The 19,802-nt window shown below is 54.7% G+C and carries 24 protein-coding genes and 1 riboswitch; of the genes, 21 read left to right on the top strand and 3 right to left on the bottom strand.

Annotated features, from left to right (window positions below; genetic code table 11):
- The first annotated feature begins 36 nt into the window (after window positions 1-36).
- Genes AR306_RS12660 through hisG form a run of 8 tightly spaced genes read left to right on the top strand, consistent with a single transcriptional unit; the run spans window position 37 to window position 5,221 of the window.
- Entirely contained in the window at window positions 37-852 is an 816-nt protein-coding gene (locus AR306_RS12660; protein WP_101497902.1) for an ATP-binding cassette domain-containing protein, read from the top strand.
- The gene (mlaE, locus tag AR306_RS12655; protein WP_101497901.1) at window positions 845-1,642 is read left to right on the top strand and encodes a lipid asymmetry maintenance ABC transporter permease subunit MlaE; all 798 of its coding nucleotides are present in this window, start codon (window positions 845-847) and stop codon (window positions 1,640-1,642) included. The genes AR306_RS12660 and mlaE overlap by 8 nt, the downstream gene beginning before the upstream one ends.
- A complete protein-coding gene (gene mlaD / locus AR306_RS12650; RefSeq protein ID WP_101497900.1) occupies window positions 1,642-2,106 on the top strand; it encodes an outer membrane lipid asymmetry maintenance protein MlaD in 465 nt (154 codons plus the stop codon). Before mlaE ends, mlaD begins: the two co-directional genes overlap by 1 nt.
- Entirely contained in the window at window positions 2,099-2,746 is a 648-nt protein-coding gene (locus AR306_RS12645; protein WP_101497899.1) for an MlaC/ttg2D family ABC transporter substrate-binding protein, read from the top strand. Before mlaD ends, AR306_RS12645 begins: the two co-directional genes overlap by 8 nt.
- On the top strand, window positions 2,743-3,042 hold the full coding sequence (locus AR306_RS12640; RefSeq protein ID WP_101497898.1) for an STAS domain-containing protein: 300 nt from the start codon (window positions 2,743-2,745) through the stop codon (window positions 3,040-3,042). The genes AR306_RS12645 and AR306_RS12640 overlap by 4 nt, the downstream gene beginning before the upstream one ends.
- A gap of 17 nt (window positions 3,043-3,059) precedes the next feature.
- Complete coding sequence (locus tag AR306_RS12635) at window positions 3,060-3,302, top strand: BolA family protein (protein WP_101497897.1); 243 nt, start codon at window positions 3,060-3,062, stop codon at window positions 3,300-3,302.
- A 15-nt stretch (window positions 3,303-3,317) separates the two neighbouring features.
- Window positions 3,318-4,583, top strand: coding sequence for a UDP-N-acetylglucosamine 1-carboxyvinyltransferase (gene murA, locus AR306_RS12630; protein ID WP_101497896.1), 1,266 nt, complete (start codon window positions 3,318-3,320; stop codon window positions 4,581-4,583).
- Window positions 4,584-4,588: 5 nt separating this feature from the next.
- Window positions 4,589-5,221 carry an ATP phosphoribosyltransferase gene (gene hisG, locus AR306_RS12625; protein ID WP_101497895.1) on the top strand — a complete coding sequence of 211 codons (633 nt, stop codon included), beginning with the start codon at window positions 4,589-4,591 and terminating at the stop codon, window positions 5,219-5,221.
- A 133-nt stretch (window positions 5,222-5,354) separates the two neighbouring features.
- On the opposite strand, the gene AR306_RS12620 is transcribed toward hisG, so the two are convergent.
- Window positions 5,355-6,782: a TolC family outer membrane protein gene (locus AR306_RS12620; RefSeq protein WP_101497894.1), complete on the bottom strand. Its 1,428-nt coding sequence runs from the start codon at window positions 6,780-6,782 to the stop codon at window positions 5,355-5,357.
- Window positions 6,783-6,922: 140 nt separating this feature from the next.
- A riboswitch (TPP riboswitch) is annotated at window positions 6,923-7,025 on the top strand.
- A gap of 296 nt (window positions 7,026-7,321) precedes the next feature.
- On the opposite strand from AR306_RS12620, the gene thiC reads away from it, so the two are divergent.
- Window positions 7,322-9,205: a phosphomethylpyrimidine synthase ThiC gene (gene thiC, locus AR306_RS12615; RefSeq protein ID WP_101497893.1), complete on the top strand. Its 1,884-nt coding sequence runs from the start codon at window positions 7,322-7,324 to the stop codon at window positions 9,203-9,205.
- A 354-nt stretch (window positions 9,206-9,559) separates the two neighbouring features.
- Here the strand turns inward: thiC and AR306_RS12610 are convergent, their stop codons facing one another.
- Window positions 9,560-10,525, bottom strand: coding sequence for an integron integrase (locus AR306_RS12610; protein ID WP_101498031.1), 966 nt, complete (start codon window positions 10,523-10,525; stop codon window positions 9,560-9,562).
- A 213-nt stretch (window positions 10,526-10,738) separates the two neighbouring features.
- On the opposite strand from AR306_RS12610, the gene AR306_RS12605 reads away from it, so the two are divergent.
- The 7 genes from AR306_RS12605 to AR306_RS12575 all read left to right on the top strand — a co-directional run bounded on the left by AR306_RS12605 (window position 10,739) and on the right by AR306_RS12575 (window position 15,892).
- Entirely contained in the window at window positions 10,739-11,137 is a 399-nt protein-coding gene (locus AR306_RS12605) for a hypothetical protein (RefSeq protein ID WP_101497892.1), read from the top strand.
- 158 nt (window positions 11,138-11,295) lie between these two features.
- On the top strand, window positions 11,296-12,087 hold the full coding sequence (gene aadA1, locus AR306_RS12600; RefSeq protein WP_001206316.1) for an ANT(3'')-Ia family aminoglycoside nucleotidyltransferase AadA1: 792 nt from the start codon (window positions 11,296-11,298) through the stop codon (window positions 12,085-12,087).
- 69 nt (window positions 12,088-12,156) lie between these two features.
- Complete coding sequence (locus AR306_RS12595) at window positions 12,157-12,699, top strand: HEPN domain-containing protein (protein WP_101497891.1); 543 nt, start codon at window positions 12,157-12,159, stop codon at window positions 12,697-12,699.
- Between the two features lie 78 nt (window positions 12,700-12,777).
- Complete coding sequence (locus AR306_RS12590) at window positions 12,778-13,320, top strand: HEPN domain-containing protein (protein WP_101497890.1); 543 nt, start codon at window positions 12,778-12,780, stop codon at window positions 13,318-13,320.
- A gap of 123 nt (window positions 13,321-13,443) precedes the next feature.
- Window positions 13,444-14,703 carry an ATP-binding protein gene (locus AR306_RS12585; protein WP_101497889.1) on the top strand — a complete coding sequence of 420 codons (1,260 nt, stop codon included), beginning with the start codon at window positions 13,444-13,446 and terminating at the stop codon, window positions 14,701-14,703.
- Window positions 14,704-14,870: 167 nt separating this feature from the next.
- Window positions 14,871-15,137, top strand: a complete 267-nt coding sequence (locus AR306_RS12580; RefSeq protein ID WP_101497888.1) for a helix-turn-helix domain-containing protein — start codon at window positions 14,871-14,873, stop codon at window positions 15,135-15,137.
- Window positions 15,134-15,892, top strand: coding sequence for a hypothetical protein (locus AR306_RS12575; protein ID WP_206168010.1), 759 nt, complete (start codon window positions 15,134-15,136; stop codon window positions 15,890-15,892). The genes AR306_RS12580 and AR306_RS12575 overlap by 4 nt, the downstream gene beginning before the upstream one ends.
- On the opposite strand, the gene AR306_RS12570 is transcribed toward AR306_RS12575, so the two are convergent.
- Window positions 15,878-16,795, bottom strand: coding sequence for a DNA-methyltransferase (locus AR306_RS12570; RefSeq protein WP_240622545.1), 918 nt, complete (start codon window positions 16,793-16,795; stop codon window positions 15,878-15,880). The two genes, AR306_RS12575 and AR306_RS12570, sit on opposite strands and share 15 nt — an antisense overlap.
- Before the next feature lie 231 nt (window positions 16,796-17,026).
- Here AR306_RS12570 and AR306_RS12565 point away from each other — a divergent pair, with 231 nt between their 5' ends.
- The 5 genes from AR306_RS12565 to AR306_RS13755 all read left to right on the top strand — a co-directional run bounded on the left by AR306_RS12565 (window position 17,027) and on the right by AR306_RS13755 (window position 19,787).
- Window positions 17,027-17,650 carry a LysE family translocator gene (locus AR306_RS12565; RefSeq protein ID WP_206168009.1) on the top strand — a complete coding sequence of 208 codons (624 nt, stop codon included), beginning with the start codon at window positions 17,027-17,029 and terminating at the stop codon, window positions 17,648-17,650.
- Window positions 17,651-17,717: 67 nt separating this feature from the next.
- Window positions 17,718-18,194: a GNAT family N-acetyltransferase gene (locus AR306_RS12560; protein ID WP_101497886.1), complete on the top strand. Its 477-nt coding sequence runs from the start codon at window positions 17,718-17,720 to the stop codon at window positions 18,192-18,194.
- 84 nt (window positions 18,195-18,278) lie between these two features.
- Window positions 18,279-18,710, top strand: a complete 432-nt coding sequence (locus AR306_RS12555) for an acetyltransferase (RefSeq protein ID WP_101497885.1) — start codon at window positions 18,279-18,281, stop codon at window positions 18,708-18,710.
- Window positions 18,711-18,735: 25 nt separating this feature from the next.
- Window positions 18,736-19,182 carry a hypothetical protein gene (locus AR306_RS13260; protein ID WP_133539781.1) on the top strand — a complete coding sequence of 149 codons (447 nt, stop codon included), beginning with the start codon at window positions 18,736-18,738 and terminating at the stop codon, window positions 19,180-19,182.
- A gap of 545 nt (window positions 19,183-19,727) precedes the next feature.
- Complete coding sequence (locus AR306_RS13755) at window positions 19,728-19,787, top strand: DUF1010 domain-containing protein (protein WP_407071220.1); 60 nt, start codon at window positions 19,728-19,730, stop codon at window positions 19,785-19,787.
- Window positions 19,788-19,802: the final 15 nt, after the last annotated feature.

Below are 19,802 nucleotides of genomic sequence, written 5' to 3'. Positions count from 1 at the left end.
TTGTTGCCGGCCACTGACGGGAAACAGAGCAGATCCATGGCCACTGATATTGACTACGCTGTCGAGCTGAGGGGTATGACCTTCAAGCGCGGAGAGCGTGCCATTTTTGATGGTATCGACCTGCGCATACCGCGTGGCAAGGTGACCGGCATCATGGGACCGTCCGGTTGTGGCAAGACCACCCTGTTGCGCCTGATCGCGGCCCAGCTGAAACCGCAGCGGGGCGAAGTGGTTGTCAACGGCCAGAACCTGCACGCGTTGTCGCGCGGCAAGCTGTTCGAGGCACGCAAGCAGTTCGGGGTGCTGTTCCAGAGCGGTGCGCTGTTTACCGACATGAGCGTGTTCGAGAACGTGGCCTTTCCGCTGCGCGTGCATACACAGCTCAGCGACGAGTTGATCCGCGATATTGTCCTGATGAAGCTGCAGGCGGTTGGCTTGCGCGGCGCCATCGGCCTGATGCCGGACGAGCTGTCCGGCGGCATGAAGCGCCGCGTGGCACTGGCCCGGGCGATTGCGCTGGACCCGGACATCCTGCTATATGATGAACCCTTTGTTGGCCAGGACCCGATTGCCAAGGGCGTGCTGGTACGGTTGATCCGCCTGCTCAACGATGCCCTGGGCATTACCAGCATTGTGGTGTCGCATGATCTGGCCGAAACCGCCAGCATTTCCGATTACCTGTACGTGGTTGGTGATCGTCAGGTGCTGGGGCAGGGCTCGCCGGCAGAATTGATGAATTCGCAAGACCCGCGCATTTTGCAGTTCATGCAGGGCAGCCCGGATGGTCCGGTACCCTTCCATTTCGCTGCACCGGACTACCGTGCCGACTTGCTGGGAGGTGCCCGTGGCTAAGCATTCCGCGCTGGAGCGCCTGCAGTTGCTGGGTCGCTCCGGTATTGACGTTATTGAAGCCATGGGGCGCTCCGGCATCACCCTGATGCATGTGCTGTTTGGCCGGCGTGGCGCCGGTACCGGCTGGCATCTGCTGGTGCGCCAGCTGTATTTTGTCGGCGTGTTGTCGCTGGCCATCATCGTGGTGTCCGGGCTGTTCATCGGCATGGTGCTGGCGCTGCAGGGCTACACCATTCTGGTGGATTTCGGCTCCGAGCAGGCGGTCGGCCAGATGGTGGCGCTGACCCTGCTGCGCGAGCTGGGTCCGGTGGTGACGGCGCTGCTGTTTGCCGGTCGAGCCGGCTCGGCGCTGACCGCAGAGATCGGCAACATGAAATCCACCGAGCAGCTGTCCAGTCTGGAAATGATCGGTGTCGACCCGCTCAAGTACATCATCGCGCCACGGCTGTGGGCCGGTTTCATTTCCATGCCGCTGTTGTCGGCCATCTTTACCGTGGTCGGCATCTGGGGCGGCGCCATGGTGGCAGTGGACTGGCTGGGCGTCTATGAGGGCTCCTACTGGGGCAACATGATCGCCTCGGTGGACTTCCACAAGGATGTCCTCAACGGCATGATCAAGAGTGTGGTGTTCGCCTTTGTCGTGACCTGGATTGCGGTATTCCAGGGTTATGACTGCAACCCCAACTCGGAAGGCATCAGCCGTGCGACTACCCGCACGGTGGTTTATTCCTCGCTGGCCGTGCTGGGCCTGGACTTTGTTTTGACAGCACTCATGTTTGGAGATTTCTGATGCGAACCCGTGCACTGGAACTGTCGGTCGGCCTGTTCATCCTGGCCGGCATCGCCGCCTTGCTGTTGCTGGCGCTGCGGGTCAGCGGCCTGACTCTGGGCGGGCAGGAACATACCTATACCCTGTATGCCAACTTCGACAATGTGGCCGGCCTGACCACCCGTGGCAAGGTGACCATGGCCGGAGTCACTGTCGGCAAGGTGCAGAAAATCACCCTGGACCATGACAGCTTCATGGGCCGGGTAGAGCTCAGCATCGACAAGGCAGTGGATAATCTGCCAACTGATACCACGGCGTCCATCGTCACGGCCGGGTTGCTGGGCGAGAAATACATCAGCCTGAGCGTTGGTGGCGAGGACGAAGTGCTGGTCGACAAGGGTGAAATCTATGACACCCAGTCCTCGCTGGTACTGGAAGAACTGATTGGCAAGTTTTTGATGAATTCGGTGAATACCAATGATTAAGCTGCATGCACCCGTTTCCCTGTTGCGTGGCCTGATGCTGGCGCTGCTGGTAGCGTTTTCTGGCCTGGCACAGGCACAGACCGCCCACGAAACCGTTGAGCGGGTAACCGAGGAGCTGTTTGCCGACCTGAATGCCAACCGTGACCAGTATCGGCAGGAGCCACAGGCATTTTATGCCGCCATGGATCGCCTGATCGGCCAGTATGTGGATGTCGAAGGGGTGACGCGCAGCGTGATGACGGTACGCTACTCGCGCCGGGCCACGCCGGAGCAGATGCAACGTTTTCAGGCCAACTTCAAGCAGAGCCTGATGCAGTTTTATGGCAATGCTTTGCTCGAGTACGACAACCGGGGCGTGCGCGTGCTGCCCGGCCAGGTGGAAGACGGTGCCGAACGTGCCGAAGTGCGCATGGAGGTGTCCGGCACTGACGGCGTGATCCACCCGGTGTCTTACACCATGGTGCTGATCGGTGGCGAGTGGAGGCTGCGCAACGTGATCATTGAAGGCATCAACCTGGGCAAACTGTTTCGTGACCAGTTTGCCGAAGCCATGCAGCGCAACCGCAATAATCTGGATGCGGTGATTGACGGCTGGGTTGACAGTGTTGCCCGCGCCCGCAAGGCCGGGGCCGCACAGTGAGCAGCCTGGAACTGGTCGGCGGGGTGATGCGTCTTGCCGGCGAGCTGGACCACGCCACGGTCGGGTCGCTGCGCCAGCAGGCGGCTCGCCTGTTACGGGCTGAAAGCGCACGGGACGTCATCGTTGACTGCTCTGGCGTGACCCGCTCCAACAGCGCCGGGCTGGCCCTGCTGCTGGCGATCCTGCGCGATGGCGCAGTGCTGGACAAAACGATTTCCATTAGCCATTTGCCTGCCGAGATGCAGCAGATGGCCCGAGTTTGTGAGCTGGCTGCCATCTTGCAGCCGGCATCTTGAAAAGAGGTAAGCAACACATGCAGGCTACTGAAGTACAGGCCCTGATTGAAAATGCCATTGTCGGCACCCGCGTGGAAGCCCTGGGCGAAGGCTGTAATTTTCAGCTCAATGTGGTGAGTGACGAACTGGCCGCCCTTGGGCCGGTCAAACGCCAGCAGGCCATTTATGCGGTACTCAACCCGCTGATTGCCGATGGCAGCATCCATGCCGTCACCATGAAATTCTATAGCCAGGCTCAGTGGCTCGCTGAGCGCGGCTGACAAGACGAGAACACGATGGATAAACTGATTATTACCGGCGGTAACCGCCTCGGCGGCGAAATCCGCATCTCCGGTGCGAAGAACTCCGCCCTGCCGATCATGGCCGCCACCCTGCTGGCCAGCGAGCCGGTAACCGTTTGCAACCTGCCGCACCTGCATGACATCACCACCATGCTGGAGCTGTTTGGCCGCATGGGTGTGCAGCCGGTGGTTGATGAAAAGCTCAACGTGGAAATCGACCCCACCACCATCCAGAGCCTGGTCGCGCCCTACGAGCTGGTGAAAACCATGCGTGCCTCGATTCTGGTGCTGGGGCCGCTGGTGGCACGTTTCGGCAAGGCCGAAGTGGCCCTGCCGGGTGGCTGCGCGATCGGCTCGCGCCCGGTTGACCTGCATATCCGCGGGCTGGAAGCGCTGGGTGCCGACATCCAGGTCGAGGACGGCTACATCAAGGCCAGCGCACCGGAAGGCGGTTTGCGTGGTGGCCGCTTCTTCTTTGATACCGTGAGTGTTACCGGTACCGAGAACATCCTCATGGCCGCAGCGCTGGCCAAGGGTACCAGCGTGCTGGAAAATGCTGCCCGCGAGCCCGAGGTAGTGGATCTGGCCAACTGCCTCAATGCCATGGGTGCGAAGATCACTGGTGCCGGTACCGATACCATCACCATCGAGGGTGTCGAGCGCCTCAGCGGAACCCGCTACCACGTGATGCCCGACCGCATTGAAACCGGCACCTATCTGGTGGCGGCAGCAATGACCGGCGGCAGCATCAAGGTCAAGGATACCGATCCGACCGTACTGGAAGCGGTGCTGGCCAAGCTGGTGGAGGCCGGTGCGCAGATCGAATGCGGCAAAGACTGGATCAGCCTGGACATGCAGGGCAAGCGGCCGAAAGCGGTGAACCTGAAAACCGCGCCTTATCCGGCGTTCCCCACCGACATGCAGGCCCAGTTCATCGCCATGAATGCCGTCGCCGAAGGCACCGGCACCATCGTCGAGACCATCTTCGAGAACCGTTTCATGCACGTGCAGGAAATGCAGCGCATGGGTGCGAAAATCCAGATCGAGGGCAATACCGCCATTGTCACCGGCATTGAAGAGCTCAAGGCCGCACCGGTGATGGCGACCGACCTGCGTGCCTCGGCCAGCCTGGTGCTGGCCGCGCTGATGGCGCGTGGCGACACCCTGATCGACCGTATTTACCACATTGACCGCGGCTACGAGTGCATCGAGGAGAAGCTGCAGCTTCTGGGTGCCAGAATCCGCCGCGTACCGGGCTAGAAATCATGCTGACCATCGCTTTATCCAAGGGCCGTATTCTTGATGACACCCTGCCGCTGCTGGCACGGGCCGGCATTGTGCCGCTGGAAGATCCGGGCAAGAGCCGCAAGCTGATCATTCCGACCACCCGTGACGATGTGCGCCTGCTGATCGTGCGTGCCACGGACGTGCCGACCTATGTCGAGCAGGGCGCTGCCGATATCGGCGTGGCCGGCAAGGACGTGCTGATGGAATACGGCAGTCAGAGCCTGTACGAGCCGCTGGACCTGAAGATTGCCAAGTGCAAACTGATGACCGCCGGTGCCGTCGGTGTGCCCGAGCCGGTCGGCCGTTTGCGGGTAGCGACCAAGTTCGTCAATGTGGCCAAACGCTACTATGCCGAGCAGGGCCGCCAGGTCGAGGTAATCAAGCTGTATGGCTCGATGGAACTGGCACCGCTGGTGGGGCTGGCTGACAAGATCATCGACGTGGTGGATACCGGCAACACCTTGCGTGCCAACGGTCTGGAGCCGCAGGAGCTGATTGCCCACATCAGCTCGCGGCTGGTGGTCAACCCGGCTTCGATGAAGACCAAACATGCCCAGATCCGTGCCCTGATGGACGTGATGGAGCAGGCCGTCGCCGAAGATGTCATGTAGGTGCGAATTTATTCGCACATGCACCCGCGTACCCATGCAGCCCGGCGTTGCCGGGCTTCGTCCGGATAAATCCGGGCCTGCAGCTGGCCGATACCGCACCGCTGTAGGTGCGAATTTATTCGCACATCAACTGTCATCTGCGCCGCAGGTTTTCCGCAGCGGCCTGCTCCAGATCCGGCGGCAGGAAATCACGCTCCGGATCATAATCCGGATACAGATATTCATTCAGCGCCTGCAGGTTGTCCGGGCTCAGGCTGCCGGCGGTTTGTTGCAGGCGCAGGTTGTTGAGAATGTAGTCGTAACGGGCATTGTTGTAGTTGCGTACGGCAGCGTACAGCTGGCGCTGGGCATCCAGCACATCGACAATGGTCCGTGTCCCCACCTCGTAACCGATTTGTGTGGCCTCCACTGCGCTATAGCTGGAGATGATGCTCTGCCTGCGTGCCTGTACCTGCTCGACATCCGTGTTGACTGCCCGGTGCAGGTTGCGGGCATTCTGTACTGTCTGACGGCGCAGGCTTTCCTTGCCGTGTTCGGCATTTTGCAACTGGTACACACCCTGGCGTACCCGTGAAGAAGTGGAGCCGCCGGTATACAGCGGAATGTTCAACTGTAAACCAATCACCGTTTGTTCGGCGTGGCGGTTATAGGTTGGGCCGCCCATTCCGCGATTGGCAAAACCCAGACTGTCGTTGTCGCCTTTTTGATACTGGGCCACGGCATCCAGTGTGGGTGCATGGCCGGCCTTGCGGGTACGCAGGTCCTGTTGCGCGGCTTCCAGTGCAAAGTCCATGGCGCGCAGTTGCAGGTTGTCGGCCAGCGCACGGTCCACCCAGGCTGCGGCATCGTTGGGCTGTGGCGGTTGCACCGGCAAGCCATGGCGCAGGCCTTCAAGGGCAGCAAAGTGCTGGTCGGTGAGGGTTTCCAGCACCTGAAAGGCGTCCAGCACCAGCTGTTGACCCTGCATGCGGTTGGCACGGGCATTGTCATGGGCGGCCTGGGCCTGCAACACGTCGGTCTTGTCCGACAGTCCCACGTTGAAGCGCTCGCGAGCCAGTTCATACTGGCGCTCGAAGGCCTTTTCCTCGGCCAGACTGGCAGCCAGGTTGTCCTGGTTACGCAACACGGAAAAGTAGGCCTCGGCACTTTGCAGGATTAGCGCCTGCTCTGTGGCCGACAGCTCTAGTGCTGCCTGCTCGTTATCGGCCTGTGCGGTTTTCAGCTGATACCAGCGGTCCAGCCGGAACACTGGCTGGCTCAGGCTGGCCTGATAGCTGTAGGTGTTGCGCTTGCTGGTGAGCTCGCCCAGTTCGTGAGTGTCCGCCTTGGTGCGGCTGCTATTGTTGCTGGCGCCGGCACCAAGCTGGGGCAGCAGGCCGGCGCGGGCCTGGGGCACGTTTTCGCTGCGCGCCCGGTAAGCCGCGTGGGCGGCGGCCAGGTCGGCATTGTTGGCAACCGCCAGCCGGTAAACCTCCAACAGGCCAGCAGGCTGGTTGGCAGGAGCGGCCTGTATCTGGGTGGCAAGCAAACCGGCGAACAACAGGCTGTATAAAGGGCGCATTCTTTATCCTTTGCGGCAGGGGCGTCAGGCCAACAAGGCTAAGGTCTGGCCCGGTTGTGGTCAAGCATTCATGGTGTGACTGCGGGTGCTTTACCGGTCTGTTGCTTGCTTGTCTCGATATTCTCTGTTTAGATGCCGGTTCATTCTTGTCGGGGTGCTCTTCGGAGCTGAGATTGGCGCAAGCCGGATCCCGTTGAACCTGATCAGGTTAAAACCTGCGTAGGGAACAGGAAAGCGTTGTCTGTGGCTGGCCTTTTGCGTCCGGCTTTTCGTCACCTGACAGTTCCTGCTGTCGTTCGTGGGTGATGGCGTGGCAATGTCCTTGTTGTTTACAGGTTCCCCTGACGGTTTTTTGATCTGTGAGATTGCAGGCTGGCATCAGTGTATGTGCTGGCATGGTGCAAGTTACGCAAAGACGCCGTGAATACGTCCCTGTAGGCTCCTTGCCGCCATCCTTGGCGGCAAAGGCTTTGCTCCACTTGCACCATGCCATCCCGCTCGGACACCGTGCAGCAATCTCCGCGCTTTGGAGATAACCAATGAATCAAATGCTGTCACCCAACCTTAGTGAAACCGCTCAAGTTGACGAGCAATCCGTACAACCATTTCCCAATTCGCGCAAAATCTATGTTGAAGGCTCAAGGCCGGATATTCGTGTGCCGATGCGGGAAATTACCCTCAGCCCAACCATCACCGAGCAGGGCAACGAGCACAATGCTCCGGTACTGGTGTATGACACCTCCGGCCCCTATACCGACCCGCACGTGAAAATTGACGTGCGCAAGGGTCTAGGCGATGTGCGCAGCGCCTGGATTGCCGAGCGGGGCGATACCGAAACCCTGCCGGGGCTGACCTCAGAGTTTGGCCGTCAGCGCCTGAGCGATGCCCAGCTGGATGCCATGCGCTTTGCTGCGGTGAAAACGCCACGCCGCGCCAAATCCGGGCATAACGTGACCCAGATGCACTACGCCAAAAAGGGCATCATCACGCCGGAAATGGAATTTGTCGCCATTCGTGAAAACCTGAAATTGCAGGAGGCGCGTGAAGCCGGCCTGCTGGATAGCCAGCATCCGGGTATGAGTTTTGGTGCCAGCATTCCCAAGGAAATTACTCCTGAATTTGTGCGCAGCGAAGTCGCCCGTGGCCGCGCCATTATTCCCGCCAATATCAACCACACCGAGCTGGAGCCGATGATTATTGGCCGCAATTTCCTGGTGAAGATCAACGGCAATATCGGCAACTCGGCGCTGGGTTCCTCCATTGAGGAAGAGGTCGCCAAGCTGACCTGGGGCATCCGCTGGGGTGCCGATACCATCATGGATCTGTCCACCGGCAAGAATATTCACGAAACCCGCGAGTGGATCATCCGCAACTCGCCGGTGCCGGTCGGTACTGTCCCTATCTATCAGGCGCTGGAGAAAGTCGGCGGTATTGCCGAGGACCTGACCTGGGAGCTGTTCCGCGACACCCTGATTGAGCAGGCCGAGCAGGGCGTGGACTACTTCACCATTCACGCCGGCGTGCTGCTGCGCTATGTGCCGCTGACCGCCAAGCGTGTCACCGGCATCGTCTCCCGTGGCGGTTCGATTATGGCCAAGTGGTGCCTGGCGCACCATAAGGAGAGCTTCCTCTACACCCGTTTTGAGGAAATCTGCGAGATTATGAAGGCCTATGATGTGTCCTTCTCGCTGGGCGACGGCCTGCGCCCCGGCTCGGTAGCTGATGCCAACGATGCCGCCCAGTTCGGCGAGCTGGAAACCCTGGGCGAGCTGACCAAGGTAGCCTGGAAGCATGATGTGCAAACCATCATCGAAGGCCCCGGTCATGTGCCGATGCATATGATCAAGGAGAACATGGACAAGCAGCTGGAAGAATGTGGCGAGGCGCCGTTCTACACCCTCGGCCCGCTGGTCACCGACATCGCTCCCGGCTACGACCACATCACTTCCGGTATCGGCGCGGCAATGATTGGCTGGTACGGCACCGCCATGCTCTGCTATGTCACGCCCAAGGAACACCTGGGCTTGCCGGATAAGGATGACGTGAAAACCGGCATCATCACCTACAAGATCGCCGCCCACGCCGCCGACCTGGCCAAGGGGCATCCGGGGGCGCAAATCCGTGATGATGCATTGTCCAAGGCGCGTTTCGAGTTCCGCTGGGAGGACCAGTTCAACCTCGGTCTTGATCCTGATACCGCCCGGGCCTTCCATGATGAAACCATGCCCAAGGAGTCCGGCAAGGTTGCCCACTTCTGCTCCATGTGTGGGCCCAAGTTTTGTTCGATGAAGATCACCCAGGAAGTGCGCGAGTATGCGGCTGAACATGGGCTGACTGATGAGCAGAAGGCGATTGAGGCGGGCTTTAAGGAACAGTCGGAACGGTTTCGGGATGAGGGGTCGATTATTTATAAGCAGGTGTAGTTGTTTTTGGCTTCGGTGTGGCAGGCAGGGTGAGGCACTACGCAAAGCTACGCACCCGCGCCGAAGCAAGCTTCGTCACAGGTGCTGAGGCTTTGCTCCGGCCTCACCCTGCCTGCTGATACACCGAAACGTTGTTGGGGGGTGGCCCGGCTGTGCCGGGCTGCTGTCGCGTGTTTGCTCGTTGGCGACGGTGCTTGTGTTGGCCATTTACACCCACTGGTCATTTTGTGTTTTACGTTAGAAAAATCGCATAGTCCATGGCGTTGGCTTTGGTGTGGATTTTGCCACTGCTTCGATGCTCACGCAGGGTTTGTGAAAAGTGGCAGGAACAAGAAGACGCTGTATCTGACATGCTCAACCCAGCGGGCTGCGTACGCCTGCAAAATCCTGCCCCAACACATGGGTGTAAATTTTGGTCGTGTTTAAATCGGTGTGTCCAAGCAGCTCTTGTACGGTACGAATATCGGTACCTTGATGCAGGAGCTGAGTTGCAAAACTGTGTCGAAAGCTGTGGCAGGAAGCGGCCTTGTGTATACCGGCGTCTGTGATGGCTTTTTTAACCGCTTTCTGCACCGCAGAAATATGCAAATGATGGCGCACCCACTGGCCATTATCGTCTTGGCACAGGCCATCTGAAGGAAACAGCCATTGCCAGGCCAACGCCAAACCGGCATTGGGATACTTTCGGGCCAGCGCATAAGGTAAGGACACCGGTGCTGGCGTGATGTGCTGGCCGGCGTGTTGGTGTGTCCGTTGCTCAATCAACTCCTGTAACTCCGTAAACAATGTCCGGGGCAGTAGGGTTGTGCGATCCTTGCCGCCTTTGCTGCTGCGTATTAGTAGTCTGTGCAGGTTGAAATCTACATCCTGAATGCGTAAACGGCACGCCTCGCTGACGCGCAGACCAGCTCCATACATGAGCGATGCGATCAGACGGTGAGGGAAGGGCAATTTGCTGATTATCGATATGGCTTCTTGATGAGATAGCACCACCGGAAGCTTGCGGGGCTTCTTTGCACGAGAAATTCCATCAATATGCTGCAAAGGCTGTTGTAAAACCTGTTTGTAAAGGAAAACTAGTGCATTGAGTGCCTGATTTTGAGTGGCCGCTGCCACATTTTTGTTGGTGGCGAGCCAGGTTAGAAACTGGGCGACTTCAGGTTCGGCCATGTCGCGCGGGTGGCGCAGCCGATGGAAGCGTATGAAGTATCGAATCCAGTACCAGTAGGTTTTTTCGGTGCGCAGGCTGTAATGCTTGGTGCGCATGACTGCATGTAGCTGTTCGCGTAGCCGGGGTGGGGGTGTTGAGGGCTGGAGCATGGCAAATTCCTTTTGCTGGATGGATGCCCAGTAGTCTGCCAGTAAAAACAGGCAGGTCAAGCGAAAAAAGATTATCAAAATGTAGTGTCTTGTAGCCTGTTGATTCCTGTGCTTTAATTCGGCTTTTAAGAATAGGCCTATCGGGTTATGCCGCTTTCACGATAATTGGCTTATATAGAAGGCGGTCTAATACATGTTAGGCTTATATACACCATGCATAGGTTGGCCCGCTTCATTCTAGCCCTCGCTCTGATCATCATTGTTGTTGGCATCTATCTGAACTTCACTTCCCTGCATACAAATGAGCAGCCCTTCGACTCCGATCAATGGAAAGGTCTCAGCAACCAATCAATGCTGAACGATCCAGGCTGCGCTCGAGGAGGCATGGCTCTATCTGTTATGCGAAGTGGGCTACTTACCGACCTCCCACAATCGGAGGTAATTTCACTTTTAGGCGAAGCTGAAACCAGCCAGCCTACTGAGCTACGCTACGGTCTTGGTCAATGCCACTGGGATTGGAAGCACAGCTCATTGGTGGTCACTTTCAATGCCAAAGGGTTGGTAAGCCAAACAACCATTGAATTGGAGTCTCCGGGAAATGGTCAACACTGATGCTCAATTTCCATCGCAAGGTCTGTGGTTTTCTTTGGGAGTTCAGGCAGGCAACTCGTGTAGTCTTCAATCACGGCGCTCAGTTGGGCTCCTCTGCCTAACTCGGCGCTCAAATGGGACGCGCTAAAGCGCGCCCTTTAGCTTCAGCGTTAAACATCATGAGGGAAGCGGTGATCGCCGAAGTATCGACTCAACTATCAGAGGTAGTTGGCGTCATCGAGCGCCATCTCGAACCGACGTTGCTGGCCGTACATTTGTACGGCTCCGCAGTGGATGGCGGCCTGAAGCCACACAGTGATATTGATTTGCTGGTTACGGTGACCGTAAGGCTTGATGAAACAACGCGGCGAGCTTTGATCAACGACCTTTTGGAAACTTCGGCTTCCCCTGGAGAGAGCGAGATTCTCCGCGCTGTAGAAGTCACCATTGTTGTGCACGACGACATCATTCCGTGGCGTTATCCAGCTAAGCGCGAACTGCAATTTGGAGAATGGCAGCGCAATGACATTCTTGCAGGTATCTTCGAGCCAGCCACGATCGACATTGATCTGGCTATCTTGCTGACAAAAGCAAGAGAACATAGCGTTGCCTTGGTAGGTCCAGCGGCGGAGGAACTCTTTGATCCGGTTCCTGAACAGGATCTATTTGAGGCGCTAAATGAAACCTTAACGCTATGGAACTCGCCGCCCGACTGGGCTGGCGATGAGCGAAATGTAGTGCTTACGTTGTCCCGCATTTGGTACAGCGCAGTAACCGGCAAAATCGCGCCGAAGGATGTCGCTGCCGACTGGGCAATGGAGCGCCTGCCGGCCCAGTATCAGCCCGTCATACTTGAAGCTAGACAGGCTTATCTTGGACAAGAAGAAGATCGCTTGGCCTCGCGCGCAGATCAGTTGGAAGAATTTGTTCACTACGTGAAAGGCGAGATCACCAAGGTAGTCGGCAAATAATGTCTAACAATTCGTTCAAGCCGACGCCGCTTCGCGGCGCGGCTTAACTCAAGCGTTAGAGAAGGGAATATGTCACAAGCAAAGAGCTCGTTTGAACACGGAATAAAAGACGCAGAAGAGCTCCTAGCTCACTTTGACGCGATCAACTGTAATCCACCTCCGGCAAATGCTGAAGTACTCAAAAGGGCTGGTCTGGTCATGGCGCTGACCGCGTGGGAAACATACGTTGAAGACCGTATTACCGAGGCAATGGACAAACGGCTCAGTGTGGTCTCGGGAAGTTACGTTGGCGAGTTCATACAGAAAAAACTTCAGCAAGAGCTGAAGCAGTTTCATAACCCGACTTCAGACAAGACCAAAAAGATATTTCAGGACTATCTCGGGTTGGACGTTACTTCAGCTTGGTCTTGGGCGAACGTGACCCCGGAAAAGGCTCGAAAATCGCTAAATCAGTGGATTTCAAAGCGCGGTGATGCCGTTCATCGTTCAAAACCAATCAACAACGGATCGCCGGCTGCTCACCTGATCAAGAAAGACGAACTAGAAAAGGTGATCCGCTTTCTAAAGGATTTGGTTCGCGTGACGGATGAGTATCTTGATCAGCATCTCTAACAATTCGCACCAGTACGCGGCCTGCGGCCGCCGGACGTCCCTGACGGGCCGCCGCTGTGCTCCGCGTTAGAGATATTTATGTCACGTGCATACCAAAGCTTTGAATACGGCATCAATGATGCTGAAGAACTACTCGCACATTTCGATGCAATTAATGCTAATCCTCCTCCGTCAAATGCCGAGGTCCTGAAGCGAGCAGGGCTTGTTATGGCGCTTACGGCCTGGGAAACCTATGTTGAGGATAGGCTTACTGAGGAAATGAATAAAAAGCTGGGTGTGGTAGCGGGTAGCTATGTTGGTGATTTTGTATTAAAAAAATTGAATACGGATCTTAAACAATTTCATAACCCAACGTCAGATAAAACAAAAAGGATTTTTGAAGAATATCTTGGTTTTGATGTTACTGAAGGATGGTCTTGGGCTAACTATGACCCAGCAAAGTCCAGAGCCACCTTGAATCGCTGGATTAGTAAGCGAGGCGATGCTGTTCACCGGTCAAAACCGGTGAGCAACGGATCTCCTGTAGCGCACCTTATCAAGCGTGATGAGCTTGAGAAAGTCATTCGCTTTGTCAAGGACTTAGTGAAAGCGACTGATATGTATGTTGATAAAAATCTCTAACAATCGCAGGCACAGCGACGGCTTTTTCGTTGCGGCTGCGCCTTCACTACAAAGCCGCGCGTGCTGCGGGCGTTAGCTGTCCATGAAACATCGCACCGGCGTCTGAATCAATATGGAGAAAAGATGAAAGCGACCGAAGTATTTACGCCTGGGAAGTTCCCCGTACACACGTTCGTGGACGATCACCTTCAGGACAAGAAGCAGCAGCTTCTCGACACTCTAGATGCGGGAGCGATGCTGATTTCGATTTCTGGACCATCGAAATCTGGCAAGACTGTATTTATCGAGGAATGTCTAGGGCGCACCAGTTTGATACAAGTGACTGGCGCAGGAGTTAATGCACCGTCTGATTTGTGGATGCGTGTCTTTGACATTATCGGGACCGAGATCCCAAACTCAATCGCACGATCATCAGGTGCGTCTGGAACAGTTGGCGGAAAGGGTGCCGTTGAAGGCAACGCGCTCGTTGTGAAAGGGAAGGGCGAAGTTTCTGCCAGCAGGACCAATTCCGAATCAGAAACGCTTTCCGCCTCACATGCGTCTGATTGTTTGCAATTGCTGATTAAGGAGCTTGGCGGAACGGATTTAGTTGTTTTTATTGACGATTTTCATTACGTGCCGGCAAATGTCCAGATCGAGCTAGCCCATCAGATCAAGGAGGCGATTCGAAATGGAGTTAGGTTTGTCTGTGCATCGGTTCCCTACCATGCCGATGATGTAATTCGTAGTAACCCAGATTTGCGGGGGCGCGTGCTCTCCATCGATTTTGAGTATTGGGGCACGGAGACGCTGAAGAAGATTGCATACAAGGGGTTTGCCGAACTTGGTGTCGGATATAGGCAGTCTGCAATTGACAACCTCGCCTCTGAGGCGGCAGGCTCCCCTCAGCTAATGCAGTATCTATGCCTGAACGCATGCTACGAAATGGGGTTAAGAGAAAAATCTGAAACTGAATTTGAGCTCTTATCGGATCCACAAATTCACGAGAACATTTGCAGGCGAACCGTTCAATCTACCGACTATGGGTCTGTGGTCGAACTTATGAAGGAAGGGCCAAGGACTCGCGGCTCAGATAGAAACGTGTACGTTACTCGCTTTGGCTGGAATGGAGATGTATATCGCTTGCTTGTAAAGGCCCTTTCAGTAGATCCATCACAGCTTACGTTTAGATATAACGCTTTAAATCAACGAATTCTTGGTATATGCCCGACCGGAGGACCCAGCGGATCAAGCATAACCAGTGCATGTGCGCATTCGGCGAAAATCGTTAATGATGCCGCTGGATCAAGGATCGTCGAGTGGGATGGTGAACACGACGTTTTTGATATACGAGATCCGTACTTTTTGTTCTATCTGCGCTGGTCCGATGCGGCAGACAGCTAACAAGCGATTCCACGCGACCAGCAAAGCTGGCGCGTGAATACGGGCGTTGGGCGTCTCCACTTGCTCCTGCCTGCTCGTAGACGACACGCATTAAATGCTACCTATAGTCTGTCGCCTTATAGTCATCATTTGTTGACAATCTTAGCCTGATTAACAAGGGCTTAGGCATGGTCAGAAAATCGAGTGGCACTCTTCGCGCTGTACTAGCTGAGAACATCAAATCTTTTCGTAGAGAAAAGGGCTTTTCTCAAGAAGAACTAGCCGAACAATGCGGCTTGCACCGCACATACATCGGTTCGGTTGAGCGTCACGAACGAAATGTCACACTCAGCACGCTTGAGGTTTTGGCCTTAACTTTAGGTGTGACTGTCCCTGATTTGCTTACCAAACACGAAAGCCCATCGACTAACGAACGGATGGGAAAACTTGAGTGAGTCTCTCAAAAAAAGAAATTAACGACCTTATTGAAGCGCTAGGTCGCCTTACCCCTGCGCAACAGGAATGGGTTAAGTCTGCTATTAATGCGTTCGGGTCTACTTGCCAATTTGACCGAGCCCCTGACTCCGATGTGGTGACGGATGCTGTCCTTGCCTCCCTTGGGGATCGGTTGTTAAGCCATCACGCAGGTAGCCGCCAGGCGCTCAGCAAAGACCGATTCGAATTCGCATTTGAAGCTGCTCTGAACGCGGCTGGCATTCCTGCACAGCTAGTGAAGAGCCGGACGAACCGGGGCCACGATATTAACATTCGCGGAATTCCGGTCAGTCTTAAGACAGAAGCGGCGGCTAATATCAAGGACGAATCGATCCACGTCAGCAAGTGGATGGAACTCGGTCGAGGTGAATGGAAACTACCACTGCTGCGTGACTTATTCCTTGAGCATATGCAAAGCTACGACCGCATATTCACACTCCGTCGCTTGAAAGATGTAGGTGCCAAGATCCGCTATGAGCTCGTCGAGATCCCCAAATCGCTACTGCTCGAAGCGTCGAACTGCGAACTAGAGGTTTGCACCAAAAGCAGACAGAATCCGCAGCCGGGTTACGGCTATGTCAAGGATGCAATTGGCCAGCTTAAGTACTCGCTATATTTCGACGGAGGTACAGAGCGTAAGCTTCAGATCAAACACTTACGAAAAGATCTCTGCAAGGTGCATGCGACTTGGACCTTCGGCTCAGCGCCCGCGTAACAACCGCTCGCGTGCCAGTTCTGCATATTCCGCGTTCAGCTCAATTCCGACACACTCCCTGCCGAGCTCATTGCAGACAACGCCGGTAGTTCCTGATCCGAAAAATGGGTCAAGAACCCGGCCATTCTCGCGGGAACCTGCTGCTACGCAGAGACGAACAAGTGCCCTCGGATAGACGGCGAAGTGACTACCAGGGTAAGGTTCGGTATTGATGTTCCAGACAGTACGCCGGTTCTTCGCCTTTTGCTTCTGGTCCGCAGCAGGTTCCATTATCGCTTGCCAGTCGTAGTAATACTTCTCCGATTTGGAAAACAGGAACACGTACTCATGTGCGCGGGTTGGACGATCCTTCACGCTCTCGGGCTGGCAATTGGGCTTGTTCCAGATGATATCTGTGCGCAGATACCAGCCGTCCGCCTGAAGTGCAAATGCCAGCCGCCAGGGAACACCGATCAAATCCTTCGGTTTCAAACCCTCTGGCGTCGGGGCGCGGTAGTCCATCGCACGCCCCTTGTTCTTGGCGTCAGCGTCCCGCCAAGTCCGCCCCCCTGACGTATAGCTGTCGCCAATGTTCAACCAAAGGGTGCCGTCATCAGAAAGGGTGCGACGAACCTCTCGGAACAGGCGTACGAGGTCAGCTATGTAATCATCGACTGTAGTTTCAGCCCCGATCTGCCCGTTGATGCCGTAATCCCTCAGCCCCCAGTAAGGCGGAGAGGTCACAACGCAATTAAAGTGCCCCTCAGGTATCTCTTGCAGAATTCGGCGGGCATCGCCCACAATAATTTTGCAGTGATTCGTCATTCTTTCAGCCAGTTGAGCACCTAATGTTCTACCGCCAGTATCAAATAGGTCGAGTACTCGGGTAGCATCATCCATACTTGAGGTTTCGAGTTTCGGCATTAGGTATGACCCGTGTTGTGTTTCTGATAAATGTGCTACTTATAGTATTCATTGACCGTCCGGCTGTCAAGTCCGGGGGTAAGCTCAGTACATCGACAAAAACGCCCAACAAGGCGCTCCAGCCGACGCCAAAAAGCGGCGCGGCTGAGCTTTAACGTTACATTTTCTAGTCAGCATCGAATAAATATTCGCTGAAGGTATATTATGGAATCAAATCTAATGATAATGTTTATGACTGTTGCTTTGGCCCACTTTTTGGCCCTGCTGAGTCCTGGTCCTGATTTCGTGCTTGTTGTCAAAAGTGCAATTAGAAATGATAGAAGTAAGGCAATAGGTGTTGCTGCTGGAATATCGACTGCAAATGCACTATACATAGCTTTATGTTTGATCGGGGTCGGAGCTTTGCTGGCTAGCTCTATTTGGTTGATGGTCACTCTAAAAATTATTGGGGGACTATTTCTTATTTTTCTAGCAATTCAAGCTCTACGTGCAAAAAGAAGCGCCTACGCGCAACTATCTGTAGAGAACGATCAAATAAAAAATGGAGAAGCGAGCTTCATAAAGGAGTTTGTTACAGGATTTATGTCTGGAATTCTGAATCCCAAGAATCTCCTATTCTATTTGAGCTTGTTCACAGTTGTATTGACGAATGATGTGGGGTTGGTATTTAAGATCGCACTTGGAGTATGGATGACTCTTGTGGTTTTCTTCTGGGATACAGCGATTATTTTTATGCTGTCTACAAATAAGGCAAGGAGCAGATTCACTAAGCTGGCTTACTATATTGACAAGTTAACAGGTGCGATCCTTGGATTGGTTGGGATTTCAATTGTTAAATCAGCATTCGCAAAATAAAAAATGTAACAAAGCAATGCAACGGACGAGCCGTTGATTGCGGCGTTAAATAGCAAGGATGGAATCTATGCTTACTCGAGAAGTAACAGAAGATGATATTGAACAAATCTGCAAATTAGCAGAAACACGAGAAGAGCTTTTTTACTGCTTTCCTAGAGCAACCTTTCCGTTATCCGTGGCTGATGTGCGCCATAGTATTCAAACGCGTGCAAGTGCAACTGTGGTGGAAAAAGAAGGGCATGTTGTTGCCTTTGCAAATTTTTATCGCTGGGAAGAAGGCGTATGCTCGATTGGCAATGTCATTGTTTCATCTGACTGCAGGGGCACCGGTGTAGGCCGTTATTTAATCTCGCATATGACCAAGCTAGCATTTGAAAAGTACCATGCAGAAACTGTAACGGTGTCATGTTTTAACCGAAATGTGGCGGGGCTTCTTTTTTACCCAAAACTTGGTTTTCGTCCTTACGAGACTGAGTCGCGAGTAGATTATAATGGAGATCAAGTCGCTCTCATCCACTTCAAGGTTGAGCCGGATGCAATTTAACAAGACGCTGTTTACGGACAAATTTTCCGCTACGCTCCAAAATTGCCGCAAAGCTCGGCGTTAAATTTTCAATCGGGTTTAGTGATGAACATTGAGATCGTAGAAAAAGCAGATCACCTTCAACTGATAGAAGTTTGGGAAGCGTCGGTCAGGGCAACACATGATTTTCTGGCTGAAGATGATCTACAGGAGTTAAAGCCGTTAATTCTGGAACAGTATTTTGACGCAGTTGATTTAAGGTGCGCTAAAAACGGCAACGGCGAAATTCAGGGATTCTGCGGAGTACATGACGGTAATATTGAGATGTTGTTCATCTCACCTGAGGCACGCGGAAAGGGCATTGGTGCCATGTTAGCGGCCCATGCTATCAAAGAGCAGGGAGCTTCAAAGGTCGATGTAAACGAGCAGAATGAACAGGCGCTAGGTTTTTACCAGCATATTGGCTTTAAAGTAACAGGTCGGTCTCCAGTCGATGGTCAGGGCAAGCCTTATCCGCTGTTGCATATGGCGCTATAAAAATTTAACAAGGCCAGGCACGGCGATGTCTTTTTCGTTGCGGCTTCGCCTTCACTACAAAGCCGCGCGTGCTGGCGGCGTTAAATCTCAACCGGGGATCACAATGGGTCGCAGGTATCGAAGAAGAAGAAACAATCTCGGTTCGGTTGTAACCGATGTCGTTCGGGTTGCCTCCCGCCTTCCTTGGTGGGGCGCTCTGCTTGTTGGCATATTCGCTTACTTAGTGATTCATATCGGCTTAGGCGGCTATCTTGAGGGTCAACTTGCCGCACAAACAGGTAGTCAGTTCTATCCTATTCTCGAGGTACGAAATGGCCGATTCATTCGGCTCGCATCTTGGGTCGGACACGCGTGTTTGCTAGCGGGAGCATTTTTCGCTATCCGCAATCACTTCTTTGGCGCCAATGCTCAGCGCACCGAAAAAGGTATTGTCGGTGTAGTTGCCAGAATCTTGGGGCGGAGCATTGACTAAGAGATTTAACAATCGCGTCAAATGCGACGCTCGTACCTCGCGCGCTTTACGCGGGCGTTAGATATTAACAAAAACCTAAAAGGAGAGCGCTGATGAGTGGTCCTCAAATGTGGGTTCGAAATATGTACACCGGACCAGGAGGGGGGGCTTATACCGGACCCGGTGGCGGCATGTACACCGGCCCTGGTGGTGGCGCATACACAGGGCCTGGCGGTGGCATGTACTCGGGACCTGGCGGCGGTGCTTACACCGGCCCTGGAGGTGGCTTATATACAGGTCCAGGAGGTGGCGCTTACACGGGACCAGGAGGGGGGTTGTACTCTGGGCCAGGTGGCGGCTTGTACTCGGGCCCGGGAGGTGGGTTATATACGGGACCAGGTGGAGGCATGTACACCGGTCCGGATGGGAATCCCTACATGGCAATTACGCCACCTTGGCCGCTGATGGTTGGCTTGCTTAGGAAAATGAATATGAACGCACAAGCGGATGTAATTGCCAAAGCGCTGGCAAGCATCGGTTGGCGAGGATGAAGAAAGGGTGTCTTACTGTCTAACCCGGCGCTCAAGCCGACCCGCATACTGCGGGCGGCTTATCTTGTCCGTTAAGCCGCTATCGGAGAG

This window comes from Thiopseudomonas denitrificans (genome assembly GCF_002866065.1).
Classification (GTDB): domain Bacteria; phylum Pseudomonadota; class Gammaproteobacteria; order Pseudomonadales; family Pseudomonadaceae; genus Thiopseudomonas; species Thiopseudomonas denitrificans.
The sequence above is the reverse complement of the archived record's forward strand: the minus strand, read 5'-3'. Positions and strand labels throughout refer to the sequence as shown.

What these genes read in the sequence shown, in the direction of transcription:
- mlaD (WP_101497900.1), top strand. Translation starts at nt 1,642, where the DNA reads ATGCGAACCCGTGCACTGGAACTGTCGGTCGGCCTGTTCATCCTGGCC.
- AR306_RS12585 (WP_101497889.1), top strand. Translation starts at nt 13,444, where the DNA reads ATGAAAGCGACCGAAGTATTTACGCCTGGGAAGTTCCCCGTACACACG.
- hisG (WP_101497895.1), top strand. Translation starts at nt 4,589, where the DNA reads ATGCTGACCATCGCTTTATCCAAGGGCCGTATTCTTGATGACACCCTG.
- murA (WP_101497896.1), top strand. Translation starts at nt 3,318, where the DNA reads ATGGATAAACTGATTATTACCGGCGGTAACCGCCTCGGCGGCGAAATC.
- thiC (WP_101497893.1), top strand. Translation starts at nt 7,322, where the DNA reads ATGAATCAAATGCTGTCACCCAACCTTAGTGAAACCGCTCAAGTTGAC.
- AR306_RS12555 (WP_101497885.1), top strand. Translation starts at nt 18,279, where the DNA reads ATGAACATTGAGATCGTAGAAAAAGCAGATCACCTTCAACTGATAGAA.
- AR306_RS12570 (WP_240622545.1), bottom strand. Translation starts at nt 16,795, where the DNA reads ATGCCGAAACTCGAAACCTCAAGTATGGATGATGCTACCCGAGTACTC.
- AR306_RS12645 (WP_101497899.1), top strand. Translation starts at nt 2,099, where the DNA reads ATGATTAAGCTGCATGCACCCGTTTCCCTGTTGCGTGGCCTGATGCTG.
- AR306_RS12605 (WP_101497892.1), top strand. Translation starts at nt 10,739, where the DNA reads ATGCATAGGTTGGCCCGCTTCATTCTAGCCCTCGCTCTGATCATCATT.
- AR306_RS12580 (WP_101497888.1), top strand. Translation starts at nt 14,871, where the DNA reads ATGGTCAGAAAATCGAGTGGCACTCTTCGCGCTGTACTAGCTGAGAAC.
- AR306_RS12595 (WP_101497891.1), top strand. Translation starts at nt 12,157, where the DNA reads ATGTCACAAGCAAAGAGCTCGTTTGAACACGGAATAAAAGACGCAGAA.
- AR306_RS12560 (WP_101497886.1), top strand. Translation starts at nt 17,718, where the DNA reads ATGCTTACTCGAGAAGTAACAGAAGATGATATTGAACAAATCTGCAAA.
- AR306_RS12590 (WP_101497890.1), top strand. Translation starts at nt 12,778, where the DNA reads ATGTCACGTGCATACCAAAGCTTTGAATACGGCATCAATGATGCTGAA.
- AR306_RS13260 (WP_133539781.1), top strand. Translation starts at nt 18,736, where the DNA reads ATGTCTTTTTCGTTGCGGCTTCGCCTTCACTACAAAGCCGCGCGTGCT.
- aadA1 (WP_001206316.1), top strand. Translation starts at nt 11,296, where the DNA reads ATGAGGGAAGCGGTGATCGCCGAAGTATCGACTCAACTATCAGAGGTA.
- AR306_RS12620 (WP_101497894.1), bottom strand. Translation starts at nt 6,782, where the DNA reads ATGCGCCCTTTATACAGCCTGTTGTTCGCCGGTTTGCTTGCCACCCAG.
- AR306_RS12610 (WP_101498031.1), bottom strand. Translation starts at nt 10,525, where the DNA reads ATGCTCCAGCCCTCAACACCCCCACCCCGGCTACGCGAACAGCTACAT.
- AR306_RS12635 (WP_101497897.1), top strand. Translation starts at nt 3,060, where the DNA reads ATGCAGGCTACTGAAGTACAGGCCCTGATTGAAAATGCCATTGTCGGC.
- AR306_RS12565 (WP_206168009.1), top strand. Translation starts at nt 17,027, where the DNA reads ATGACTGTTGCTTTGGCCCACTTTTTGGCCCTGCTGAGTCCTGGTCCT.
- AR306_RS12660 (WP_101497902.1), top strand. Translation starts at nt 37, where the DNA reads ATGGCCACTGATATTGACTACGCTGTCGAGCTGAGGGGTATGACCTTC.